The sequence below is a fragment of the Defluviimonas salinarum genome, assembly GCF_026013545.1.
GTDB classification, from domain to species: Bacteria; Pseudomonadota; Alphaproteobacteria; order Rhodobacterales; family Rhodobacteraceae; genus Albidovulum; species Albidovulum salinarum.
Window position 1 is genome coordinate 106,873 of record NZ_JAPDOG010000015.1, and the last position, 10,716, is coordinate 117,588.

The 10,716-nt window shown below is 66.2% G+C and carries 11 protein-coding genes, 1 tRNA gene and 1 pseudogene; 8 read left to right on the forward strand and 5 right to left on the reverse strand.

The window, feature by feature from the left end; all coding sequences use genetic code 11:
* Nucleotides 1-51: 51 nt before the first annotated feature.
* The 6 genes from OM960_RS16415 (at nt 52) to kdsA (ending at nt 5,881) form a co-directional block, all read left to right on the forward strand.
* A complete protein-coding gene (locus tag OM960_RS16415; protein ID WP_263338369.1) occupies nt 52-402 on the forward strand; it encodes an ArsR/SmtB family transcription factor in 351 nt (116 codons plus the stop codon).
* On the forward strand, nt 395-1,435 hold the full coding sequence (locus tag OM960_RS16420; RefSeq protein WP_264772721.1) for a permease: 1,041 nt from the start codon (nt 395-397) through the stop codon (nt 1,433-1,435). Before OM960_RS16415 ends, OM960_RS16420 begins: the two co-directional genes overlap by 8 nt.
* A gap of 81 nt (nt 1,436-1,516) precedes the next feature.
* Nucleotides 1,517-2,770 carry a Na+/H+ antiporter NhaA gene (locus OM960_RS16425; RefSeq protein ID WP_263338367.1) on the forward strand — a complete coding sequence of 418 codons (1,254 nt, stop codon included), beginning with the start codon at nt 1,517-1,519 and terminating at the stop codon, nt 2,768-2,770.
* Between the two features lie 130 nt (nt 2,771-2,900).
* Complete coding sequence (locus tag OM960_RS16430) at nt 2,901-3,554, forward strand: ABC transporter ATP-binding protein (protein WP_263338366.1); 654 nt, start codon at nt 2,901-2,903, stop codon at nt 3,552-3,554.
* Entirely contained in the window at nt 3,538-5,028 is a 1,491-nt protein-coding gene (locus OM960_RS16435; RefSeq protein ID WP_264772722.1) for a KpsE/RkpR family capsule polysaccharide export protein, read from the forward strand. Before OM960_RS16430 ends, OM960_RS16435 begins: the two co-directional genes overlap by 17 nt.
* A gap of 19 nt (nt 5,029-5,047) precedes the next feature.
* On the forward strand, nt 5,048-5,881 hold the full coding sequence (gene kdsA, locus OM960_RS16440; protein WP_264772726.1) for a 3-deoxy-8-phosphooctulonate synthase: 834 nt from the start codon (nt 5,048-5,050) through the stop codon (nt 5,879-5,881).
* Nucleotides 5,882-5,909: 28 nt separating this feature from the next.
* On the opposite strand, the gene OM960_RS16445 is transcribed toward kdsA, so the two are convergent.
* Together OM960_RS16445 and OM960_RS16450 are read right to left on the reverse strand one after the other, a co-directional pair.
* A complete protein-coding gene (locus OM960_RS16445; RefSeq protein WP_264772723.1) occupies nt 5,910-6,212 on the reverse strand; it encodes a YciI family protein in 303 nt (100 codons plus the stop codon).
* Nucleotides 6,213-6,315: 103 nt separating this feature from the next.
* Nucleotides 6,316-7,491 (reverse strand): BaiN/RdsA family NAD(P)/FAD-dependent oxidoreductase, encoded by a 1,176-nt coding sequence (locus tag OM960_RS16450; protein WP_264772727.1) that lies wholly within the window; start codon nt 7,489-7,491, stop codon nt 6,316-6,318.
* A gap of 98 nt (nt 7,492-7,589) precedes the next feature.
* Here OM960_RS16450 and OM960_RS16455 point away from each other — a divergent pair.
* Nucleotides 7,590-7,664: transfer RNA gene (locus OM960_RS16455), tRNA-Gln, on the forward strand.
* Nucleotides 7,665-7,836: 172 nt separating this feature from the next.
* Here OM960_RS16455 and OM960_RS16460 read toward each other — a convergent pair.
* Genes OM960_RS16460 through OM960_RS16470 form a run of 3 tightly spaced genes read right to left on the reverse strand, consistent with a single transcriptional unit; the run spans nt 7,837 to nt 10,197 of the window.
* Nucleotides 7,837-9,477: a recombinase family protein gene (locus OM960_RS16460; RefSeq protein WP_264772724.1), complete on the reverse strand. Its 1,641-nt coding sequence runs from the start codon at nt 9,475-9,477 to the stop codon at nt 7,837-7,839.
* On the reverse strand, nt 9,474-9,881 hold the full coding sequence (locus OM960_RS16465; RefSeq protein WP_263338361.1) for a DUF2924 domain-containing protein: 408 nt from the start codon (nt 9,879-9,881) through the stop codon (nt 9,474-9,476). Before OM960_RS16465 ends, OM960_RS16460 begins: the two co-directional genes overlap by 4 nt.
* Complete coding sequence (locus OM960_RS16470; protein ID WP_263338360.1) at nt 9,871-10,197, reverse strand: DUF3489 domain-containing protein; 327 nt, start codon at nt 10,195-10,197, stop codon at nt 9,871-9,873. The genes OM960_RS16465 and OM960_RS16470 overlap by 11 nt, the downstream gene beginning before the upstream one ends.
* Before the next feature lie 411 nt (nt 10,198-10,608).
* Between OM960_RS16470 and OM960_RS16475 the strand changes: the two are divergent.
* Nucleotides 10,609-10,716, forward strand: a pseudogene (locus tag OM960_RS16475) (IS5/IS1182 family transposase); the annotation flags it as partial.

Consider the following 10,716-nt stretch of genomic DNA (forward strand, 5'->3'; position numbering starts at 1 on the left):
GTCATGGAAATATCACTTGTGCCCAGACTATATTTCTATAATATTAGAAATATGAAACATACAGCCGCCCCCGCCCCCATCGCAGAACTGCCCGTCGAAGTCGCCGCCTCGACCTTCTCGGCACTCGGTTCCGAACAGCGCCTCGCGGTGCTCGGCGCACTGGTGCGGGCGGGGTCCGAGGGGCTGACGATCGGCGCGCTCGGCGAGCGTTGCGGCGTGACCGGCTCGACCCTGACGCACCATTTGAGGATTCTCGCGCATACCGGCCTCGTGACCCAGACGAAGCAGGGTAGATCGATCATCTGCGCGGCGATCGCCTACGATCAGGTCCGCGCGCTGTCGGACTTTCTGCTGCGCGAATGCTGCGCCGACTGCGCCGACAAGAGGCACCATCATGGCTGAAACCACCCATTCCCATTCCGGGCACAGCCACGGCGCCCGCTTCGACCGTGCCTGGCTCCTGCTCGCGGCACTCCTGGCGGCGGTGGCGGTCATGGATGCCGCGGCACTCTGGCCCGTCGTGCGCTTCACCGGCGGCGCGCTTCTGGATACCGCGCCCTTCATCGCCTTCGCGGTTCTCGCCATCGGCGGGCTCAAGGCCAGCGGCGCCGAGAACCTCGTCGCCCGCGCCTTCCAAGGGCGCGAGGTGCGGATGATCATGCTCGCTGCCCTGGTCGGCGGGCTCGCGCCGTTCTGCTCTTGCGAGGTGATCCCCTTCATCGCCGCGCTTCTCGCGCTCGGCGCGCCCTTGAGCGCGGTGATGGCCTTCTGGCTCGCCTCGCCGCTGATGGACCCGGCGATGTTCCTGATCACCTCGGGAACGCTCGGGCTCGACTTCGCGCTTGCCAAGACTGCCGCCGCGGTGGGGCTCGGGCTGATGGGCGGCTTCGGCACCTGGGCTTTCGCCGCGACGCCCGTCTTCCGCGATCCGCTCCGGGCGCAAAACGCCCCGCGGTGCGAAACAAGCTGCTGCGGATCGAAGACACCGTTTTCCGGGACACCGGTCTGGCGGTTCTGGAATGACCCCGCGCGCCGCGCCACCTTCCGCGCCGCGGCTCTGGAGAATGCGGGTTTCCTCCTGAAGTGGCTGACGCTCGCCTATGCGGTCGAGGCGGTGATGATCCGCTATGTTCCCGCCGAGTGGATCGCCGATCTCGTCGGCGGACCCGGCCTCGGACCGATCGTGCTCGGCGCTCTCTTAGGCGCTCCGGCCTACCTCAACGGCTACGCCGCGGTGCCGCTCGTCGACGCGCTGCTCAACCAGGGCATGTCGAACGGCGCGGCGATGAGTTTCATGCTCGCGGGCGGCGTGAGCTGCATTCCCGCCGCGATCGCCGTCTGGGCGCTGGTGAAGCCGCGCGTCTTCGCGGCCTATCTCGGCTATGCCTTTGCCGGCTCGGTCATCGCCGGCCTTCTCTGGCAGAGCATCGCCTGACCGTTCCACCGACCGTTGCCCCCTGTGCGGTTTTCCGCTAAGCCCGGCAAAACAGGGCCGTAGCGGGGAGGGAGAGCGCGGATGTATCGCGTCTGGAACTACGTCACCAACTATTCTCTGCTGCTGATCGCCGGCGCCCTGATCGCGCTCGTCTGGGCCAATATCGACGCGTCGAGCTACCATCATTTCGTCGATTTCGTGATCGTCGACAACTTCTTCATCGGTCATCTACACGAGGAGGGCGGCCATGCCGTCCGCACGCTGACGCTGCACTACCTAGTCAACGATGTCGGCATGGCCTTCTTCTTTGCCATCGCGGCGAAGGAAGTGTGGGAGGCGATCATCCTCGAAAACGGCTCGCTCCGCGGCCGCAAGGCGATGACGCCGCTGATCGCGACCGCCGGCGGCATGTTCGGCCCGATCGCCGTCTATCTCGGCCTCGCCGCCGTGCTCGGCGTCTACGAGACGGTAAGCCGCGGCTGGGCGATCCCGACCGCGACGGATATCGCCTTCTCCTACCTCGTCGGCCGCATGGTCTTCGGCGCCGGGCATCCGGCGATCCGGTTCCTGCTGCTGCTGGCGATCGCCGACGATGCGGCCGGCCTCATCATCCTCGCGATCTTCTACCCGACGGGCGATCTTGCGCCGGAGTGGCTGATCGTGTCCTTCGGCGCCGCCGTCGCGGTCTTCTTCTTCTTCAACTGGCTGCCGCGCCGGATGGACCGCGGCAACCAGCTGCGCCCGAACTCGACCTGGGTCCGCCAGAAGCTCTCGTTCTGGCCCTATCTGGTCGCCGGCTGCGTGAGCTGGTTCGGTTTCCAGGAATCCGGCATTCACCCTGCGCTCGGCCTCTTGCCGATCGTACCGACGATTCCGCATGCCGACCGCGCCTTCGGCATCTTCGCCGAGGCCGAACAATACCTCACGGACCTCCTCAACTGGATCGAACACCACCTGAAGTATCCCGTCGAGATCGTCCTGTTCTTCTTCGGTCTGCTGAATGCCGGGGTCGAGTTCTCGGCGATCGGCGCGCCGACCTGGCTCGTGCTTCTCGGTCTCATCGTCGGCAAACCCGTCGGGATCTTCCTCTTCGGCTGGTTCGCGGCCTATCCGATGCGGCTCGGGCTGCCGCAGGGCATGCGTTCCGTCGATCTTGTGGTGATCGGCTGCGTCGCCGCCATCGGCTTCACCGTGGCGCTCTTCGTGGCCTCGGTCGCCTTCCCAGGCGGCCCGGTTCAGGACGCCGCGAAGATGGGCGCGCTTTTCTCCTTCGGCGCTGCGCTGATCTCGCTCGTTGCGGGTCGGATCTGCCGGGTCGAGAAGGTCACCGGCTGAGCCCTCCTGCCCGGGCGACAGCATCGCCCGGGTTCTTCGCCATAATGCCGGCCAAGTTCCGGCGTAGCATGTATGTTAAGAAAAACGCCGTAAGCACGTCAGGCAGGCAGGGCAGCGCCAGGGCAATCGGATGCTCGAATTCGAGAATGTGAGCAAATCCTTCTGGACCGGAAGGGGCCGCAAGGTCATCCTCGACCGCGCGTCGTTCCGGGTCGAGCTCGGCCAGTCGCTGGGAATCCTCGCCCCGAACGGCACCGGCAAGACCACGATCATCAACATGATGGCCGGTCTCGAGAAGCCCGACGAGGGGGTCGTGCGCAAGTCCTGCCGCGTCTCCTTCCCGCTCGGCTTCATGGGCGGCGTCGTGAGCCGCCACACCGCGCGCGAGAATGCGCGCTTCATCGCCCGGCTCTACGGGCTCGATCCCGATTACGTCGAGGCATTCAGTCGCTGGGTCTGCGGGATCGATGAGTATTTCGACATGCCCGTCGGCACATACAGCGCGGGCATGAAGGCGCGGTTCAGCTTCTCGCTCCTGCTCGCGATCGAGTTCGACATCTACCTGATCGACGAGGGGATGCCCGCGTCCACCGATGTCGAGTTCAACCGCAAGGCCGGCTCGATCCTGAAGGACCGGCTGAAAACCGCGACGGTCGTCGTCGTCTCTCACCAGGCCGAGACGCTGGAGAAGTTCTGCCGCTCGGCGGCGGTGCTTCGCAACGGCAGGCTGCACATGTTCGACACCCTTGAAGAAGCGAAACGGATGTATGACTACGCCACCTAAGGCCCAGAAGTTCCGCATCCGGCGACCCGAAGCGCCGGCCTCGAACAGGTCCGGCGCCGGGGATGATCCTGCCGCGATCGCGGCCGAGGGGCTCACCGGGCGGCAGCTGCGCACGGCGCGCCGCCTCGCGCAAAAGCATGGCATCGCCGCAACCTCGGATTTCGACGCGGTGCTGAAACTCCGGCAGCAGGGAATTGACCCTTTCCAGCCGAGCGCTGTGCTCAAGGTGATCAGCGCAGGCAAGGCCGCGCCCGATGAGGACAGGGTGCAGCTGCCGCAGCCCGTCCGCACCCCGCCCCCGCCCGCCCCGCAGGTCGTGACCGAAGCCGACCGCACGCGCGAGATCATGGCAATCCAGCGCGACATCGTGCGCCGCCGGCGCCGCAACTTCGCGATGCTGATGGCACGCCTCGCGGCATTTGTCCTGTTGCCGACGCTGCTCGCGGGTTTCTACTTCTTCCGGATCGCAACGCCGCTTTACGCCACTGTTACTGAATTCGTCATCCAGCAGGCCGACGGCCAGTCCACCGGGCTCGGCTCGATGTTCCGCGGCACACAGTTCGCGACATCGCAGGATTCGATCGCGGTCCAGGGGTATCTGGGGTCGCGCGACGCAATGCTCCGGCTCGACGCGGATCTCGGGTTCAAGCAGCATTTCTCGCAGGATTTCATCGATCCGCTGCAACGCCTCAACGCGGGTGCCTCGAACGAGGCCGCCTACAAGGTCTATCAGCGCAACGTGAAGATTGCCTACGATCCGACAGAGGGGCTGATCAAGATGGAGGTCATCGCGGCCGATCCCATGGTCAGCCAGAATTTCTCCGAAGCCTTGATCGGTTATGCCGAACAGCAGGTCGACCAGCTTTCCGCCCGCCTGCGCGAGGACCAGATGCAGGGCGCGCGGGAGAGTTATCAGGAAGCCGAGGCAAAGGTGCTCGAGGCGCAGGAGCGCGTCCTCTCGCTGCAGGAGGAACTTGGCGTCTTCGATCCGATGACGGAGTCGCACACCTTGATGAGCCAGGTCGCAACCTTCGAGGTGGAGCTGCAAAAGAAACGTCTCGAACTGCAGCAGCTTCTCGACAATGCGCAACCGAACCAGGCGCGTGTCGCCGGTACAGAGGGTGATATTGCGCGCCTCGAATCGATGATCTCTAACATGCGCGCGGGGCTGACGGAGGGGTCCGGTGGCGCCGCCTCTCTGGCCCAGGTCACGGGCAAGCTCCGCATCGCCGACGCCGATCTGGAAAACCGCCAGCTCATGCTCGGCCACGCGCTGCAGCAGCTCGAAACCGCGCGGATCGAGGCCAACCGCCAGGTCCGCTACCTCGAGACCAGCGTCAGCCCGGTCGCGCCCGACGAGGCGACCTATCCGCGCGCCTTCGAAAACACGCTCTTGGCCTTCCTGATCTTCGGTGGCATTTACCTCATGCTGTCGCTGACCGCGTCGATCCTGCGCGAACAGGCGACCTCATAAGGAGCCGGACATGACCGAGATGAAGGACGTAATCGTCGGCGGGCTGACCGTCGGCAACGACCGGGTACTGACCGTGATCGCCGGACCCTGCCAGCTCGAAAGCGCCGACCACGCCCAGATGATTGCCGGAACGATGGCCGAGGCCTGTGCCGCCGCCGGTGCCCAGTACGTCTTCAAGGCAAGCTACGACAAGGCCAACCGCACCTCGCTCTCGGGCCGGCGCGGGCTCGGCATCGACGCGGGGCTGACGGTGCTCGAAGGCGTGCGCCGGTCGATGGGGCTTCCGGTCCTGACCGACATCCACGATGCCGAACAGGCCCGCATTGCCGCCGCCGTGGTCGACGTGATCCAGATCCCTGCCTTCCTCTGCCGCCAGACCGACCTCCTCATCGCCGCCGGCGAGACCGGCTGCGTCGTCAACATCAAGAAGGGCCAGTTCCTCGCGCCCTGGGACATGGCCAATGTCGCCGCCAAGGTCGAGAGCACCGGCAACACGAGGATCCTCCTGACCGAGCGCGGCGCGAGCTTCGGCTACAACACGTTGGTGGCCGACATGCGGTCGCTGCCGACGATGGCCAAGACCGGCTACCCGGTGATCATGGACGCGACCCATTCGGTGCAGCAGCCCGGCGGGCTTGGCGGCGCCTCGGGCGGCCAGCGTGAGTTTGCGCCCGCGATGGCGCGCTGCGCCGTCAGCCTCGGCATCGCCGGCGTCTTCATCGAGACGCACGAATCCCCCGACAGCGCGCCCTCGGACGGCCCGAACATGATCCCGCTATCGGACATGCCGAGGCTCCTCGACACGTTGATGGCGCTCGATCGCATCGCCAAGGCCGATCCGCTCCGGATCTGAGCGCCCGGCCCGCTCCTCGACGGACGGTTCAGTCCTGCACCCTGCGGTCCAGAATCGCGGGGTTCAGCCAGCGTATCTCGGTTGCGCCACGCAAGCCGGCCTTGGTGGCGGGGTCGTCCGCAAAGAACCGCTCCGCATCCTCGCGGGTTTCCAGATCGAGGAGAAGAACGCTGCCGGTTTTTGTCTCCAGGTCGTCCCGCCGCAGGCTCCCGGCCAGGAGAATCACCGCGCGGTGCGCGCATTCGTACTGCCAATGCGCCTCCATCACGCGGTCATCGGCCCGGATGGCCGCCCCGTTCGACGCATCCTCGCTCACGATCAGCCACGCCATCATCACCTCCTGCCCGTTGAGGACGCGCGTCCGGCACGTCGCCCCGATCCTAGCCGGTGTGCAGCCCGGGCACAGAGCCAGAAGCGAAGTGCGCACGGCCGTCTCAAACCGCCTGCCCCGCCGCCCATCCCGACGACCAGGCCCACTGGAAGTTGTACCCGCCCAGCCAGCCCGTCACGTCGACAGCCTCGCCGATGAAGTGGAGCCCGGGCACGCTCCGCGCCTCCATGGTCCGCGAGTCGAGCCCGTCGGTATCCACCCCGCCGAGCGTCACCTCCGCCGTCCGGTACCCCTCCGACCCGACCGGTTTGACCTGCCAGCGATGTACCACTGCCCCGAGCCGGTCGAGCGCCGCGTTCGACTGGTCGGCGAGACGCCCCGAGATCCCGGACTGGGACAGCACCATCGCCACCACCTTGTCCGGCAGGAACCGCGCCAGCGCGGTCTGCACCGCGACCCGCCCCGCCTCCGCCCGCGCCGCCTTGAGCTCTGCCGCGACATCCCGGCCGCGCGCCAGATCGACGCTCAGTTCCTCGCCCTCGCGCCAGTAGGAGCTGATCTGCAGGATCGACGGTCCCGAGAGCCCGCGATGGGTGAAAAGCAGCCCCTCCTCGAAGCCGATCCTGCCCGCAGTCACCCGCGCCTCGACCGACACGCCTGCAAGCGGTTTCAGCCGGACGAGTTCCTGTTCCGCGAAGGTGAGCGGCACCAGCGCCGGCCGGGTCTCGGTCACGGCGAGACCGAACTGCTCGGCGATCCGGTAGGCGAGCCCGGTGGCTCCCATCTTGGGTATCGACTTGCCGCCGGTGGCGACGACGAGCCTGTCGCTCCTGACCGGTCCGCGATCGGTCGTTACGACGAAGGCGCCGTCTGACTCGACCCGCCGTACCGATTCCGCCAGCCGCAACTCGACCCCGACCGCCGCCATCTGGCCGGTCAGCATGTCGATGATCTGTCGCGCCGACCCGTCGCAGAACAACTGGCCGAGCACCTTCTCGTGCCAGGAGATTCCCGCCGCATCGAGCCTCGCGATGAAATCGGCCGGCGTGAACCGTCGCAACGCCGAGACCGCGAACCGCGGATTGCGCGAGAGGAACCGCTCCGGCGGCACCGCCAGATTCGTGAAGTTACATCGCCCGCCGCCGGAGATCCGTATCTTTTCCCCCGGTCGCGTTGCGTGATCCAGAAGCACGACCCTGCGCCCGCGCCTGCCCGCCTCGATGGCACACATCATGCCGGCCGCCCCGGCGCCAAGGATCAAAACGTCTGTCCGCTCCATGCCGCCGCGACTACTCTGGTTTCGGTTCATTCTCAATGTCGGAAAGCGGAACTTTGGTCTTGCAGGGCGCATCGGCCTTGGTTATGAACCCGCGCAGTTGGGGCGTGGCCAAGTGGTAAGGCGTCGGTTTTTGGTACCGTGTACCGTAGGTTCGAATCCTACCGCCCCAGCCAACCAGTTACAGAATTCGAGACGGTGCGAGGTTTCGCTCGGATAGTCGCGCGTTTTCCGTGACTTGCGCGACAGCTCTGTCTGCGCAGACCGCCACGTCACCGAAAAAGCGGGCGCAGATGCCCGGAAGTCTGCGTTCGGCATTTTCGCGGTGCGAGGTGTGGAGAGGGTCGATCAGAGCGCGCTGATCACGCGGCGCTGGTCGTTCCAGTCGGACGGCAGCGCATGGGTCTTGCACCAGTCTGACGTGAAGCCGAGCGGCTGTTTGCCATCAAGAACATCCCGGACGATCTCGGGGGCCAGGAAGGCGAGATCGATCATCTGCTGCACGCGGCGCTTCGAGACGTTATCGTCTGCGGCGATCTCCTCGAAGCTGCGCCCTGCCCGGATCTGCCCGTACCAGTGATGGGCCCGCGCGATGTTGCGGATCAGCGTGTCATCGCGACTGGCGGGGGCGCCAGCCAGCACCAGTTTGGTCTCGACCCCGCGCTTGCGCAGCTGGAACGGAACGGATTTCGTGAGTCCGTCGTCGACGAGGCGGACCGGATCGACATCGAGTTCCTGTGCCAGCGCAGGTGCGTCCAGGCTGAGGATCAGAGCTCCCGGCGCGATGTCGACGCGCTTGACCAGGTCGAGAAGTCCGGCTCGGCCCGCCCCGCCCGTCACTCCATCCAGCGCCGACCGCAGCCGCGCGATCTCATCGGCCCCGGGATCGACGGTCAGACGTCCGGCCAGGGAGACATCGGAGAGGAGCTCCCGGACGATCGCCTCGACGCGGGCCTCCAGTTCCTCCGCCGGCAGGCGCCATCCCGTCACGCCAGCCTCGCCGCTCCGCGCCACGAGACGATGGGAGATGTAGTAGCGCAGCCGGGTGCCGCGTCCTGTCCTGGAATGCGACGGCGTGAGCCGGTCGCCGGTCTCGTCGAAGAGCCTGCCGCAGAGCCGGGACCGGGTGCCCACTGCCTTCCGTGCGCGGGGCTTTCTGGCCTCCGCCGTCAGCTGCGCCTGCACCGCCGCCCAGAGATCGGCATCGATGATCGCCGGATGCTGGCCGTCATGGACCTGTCCCTTGTGGCGGATCTTTCCGGCATAGAGCGGGTTCGTGAGGATGTGATGGATGTGACCGCGGCCCAAGGGTATGCCGCCCTGCATGCGATCGTCCGCGATGGCCCGGGATTTAGACCTGAGGCCCTGGCGTGCGGCCTCTTCCGTCACCGCGCGGACCGTCCCGAGAGAACCATAGAGATCGTAGATCGTTCGGACCGTCTTGGCCTCGGTCGCGTTGATCTTCAGGGTCCGTCCATCGGCATCATAGCCCAAGGGCACATGCCCCCCCATCCAGAGCCCCTTGCGTTTCGACGCCGCGATCTTGTCGCGGATGCGTTCGGCCGTCACCTCGCGCTCGAACTGCGCGAAGGAGAGAAGCATGTTGAGCGTGAGCCGCCCCATGCTGGTCGCGGTGTTGAAGCTCTGGGTGACCGAGACGAAGGAGGCACCGGCCGCATCCAGCCGCTCCACGATCTTGGCGAAGTCGGCGAGCGACCGCGTCAGCCGGTCGATCTTGTAGACCACGATCTGATCGACGGGGCCGGCATCGACATCCGCCAGGAGCTGCCGCATCGCCGGCCGCTCCAGCGTGCCGCCGGAGATCCCGCCGTCGTCGTAGCACGTTGGAAGCAGTACCCAGCCCTCGGCCTTCTGGCTGGCAATGTAGGCGGCGCAGGCCTCCCGCTGGGCATGGAGCGAGTTGAACTCCTGCTCGAGACCGTCTTCCGAGCTCTTTCGGGTATAGATCGCGCAGCGGATCTTCCTCATCCCTTGCCCCCGCCCCGGTTGGTCAGTCCGAAGAAGCGCGGGCCCGACCAGGTCGTGCCGGTGATGTGCCGGGCGATCGCCGAGAGCGACGGGTAGATCCTGGCGTCGAGCCGGAAGCCCCTCTCCAGCACCTCGACCTGGTAGCTCCGTCCGTTCCACTCCCGCACAAGGTGGGCACCGGCGCGAAGAGACCCGCGTGCCTCGCGGACCGGCTTGCCCTCCGCAATCTTGCGCAGCGCGCGTCGGGTGGCGACCGGCAGCCCGCCATGCCGCTTCACCTGCGCCTCATGCTCGAGCGCCAGGCGCAGGAATGCCACCGACGCGTAGGCCGGCGGTGGCACGCCGAAGACCGCCTCCCAGGCTTGCCGCAGCCGGGCACGATCGGGATCGGCCCTACCCGGCATCGGTCGTCTCGCAGGATCTGATGGCGGCAGCTTCCGTCGACTCCATGGCAGAGGCCGCAAACACGATCCGGTAGCGCGCCGGCTTCCCCTGCCCCGACGTCTCCGCAGCCACCTCATAGCCTGCCTTGCGCAAACCCGTCAGTGCCGCCCGCACCGTGTGCGGCTGCCAGCCGAGCTTCCGACTGATCGTCGCGACGTCGGCACCGGTCGTTGTGCTTAGCATCCGGATCAGCTGGTCCTTTTTGCTCACCCGTTTGATGCCGGACTTTGGGTTCGACTTGCGCCCGGACCTGGTTGTCATGGCTTCGATGGTCATGGTCATCTCCTGTCAGGCATCGCAGGAGTACCCTGCCCCTGCTACTGACATGAACCCGGGAAATCCCGGGCGGAGATGTGACCGTTCGGCCTGGCCGGTGCCACTACCGCTCTCTCGCAGCGCGAAGTCCAGTCAATTCGGCAGAAAGGGGCAGATTTTCGTAGTTCGCTACATCAGCAATTGTACGGTCTCCTTGCGCAGCCTGAGTCTTGCCGCCAGCGCGCGATCAATAGGTCCTGACCCTAATCGCCTTGGTCAAGTGCTGATCTCGCAGCGTTTTATCCTGCGCGCCGGGCTCTGGGGTTCTCTCCGCGGCCGGCGGTCACCGTCGATCTTCGGAGAAGGTTCGGCTGTGTTGCATAAATCCCGAGAGGGATTCATCTCGTGAATCCAGCGTGGTAGGTGGGTGGCATGAGCAGACCGACACCCGCGATCTACAAGACTTCGAACTGGCCAGCCTATAACGAAGCGCTCAAGCGCCGTGGGTCGCTGACGATCTGGTTCGACCCCGCGATGAAC

Bases quoted from the DNA above. Each gene is read 5' to 3' on its own strand.
- OM960_RS16415 (WP_263338369.1), top strand. From the start codon at position 52: ATGAAACATACAGCCGCCCCCGCCCCCATCGCAGAACTGCCCGTCGAA.
- OM960_RS16420 (WP_264772721.1), top strand. From the start codon at position 395: ATGGCTGAAACCACCCATTCCCATTCCGGGCACAGCCACGGCGCCCGC.
- OM960_RS16425 (WP_263338367.1), top strand. From the start codon at position 1,517: ATGTATCGCGTCTGGAACTACGTCACCAACTATTCTCTGCTGCTGATC.
- OM960_RS16430 (WP_263338366.1), top strand. From the start codon at position 2,901: ATGCTCGAATTCGAGAATGTGAGCAAATCCTTCTGGACCGGAAGGGGC.
- OM960_RS16435 (WP_264772722.1), top strand. From the start codon at position 3,538: ATGACTACGCCACCTAAGGCCCAGAAGTTCCGCATCCGGCGACCCGAA.
- kdsA (WP_264772726.1), top strand. From the start codon at position 5,048: ATGAAGGACGTAATCGTCGGCGGGCTGACCGTCGGCAACGACCGGGTA.
- OM960_RS16445 (WP_264772723.1), bottom strand. From the start codon at position 6,212: ATGGCGTGGCTGATCGTGAGCGAGGATGCGTCGAACGGGGCGGCCATC.
- OM960_RS16450 (WP_264772727.1), bottom strand. From the start codon at position 7,491: ATGGAGCGGACAGACGTTTTGATCCTTGGCGCCGGGGCGGCCGGCATG.
- OM960_RS16460 (WP_264772724.1), bottom strand. From the start codon at position 9,477: ATGAGGAAGATCCGCTGCGCGATCTATACCCGAAAGAGCTCGGAAGAC.
- OM960_RS16465 (WP_263338361.1), bottom strand. From the start codon at position 9,881: ATGCCGGGTAGGGCCGATCCCGATCGTGCCCGGCTGCGGCAAGCCTGG.
- OM960_RS16470 (WP_263338360.1), bottom strand. From the start codon at position 10,197: ATGACCATCGAAGCCATGACAACCAGGTCCGGGCGCAAGTCGAACCCA.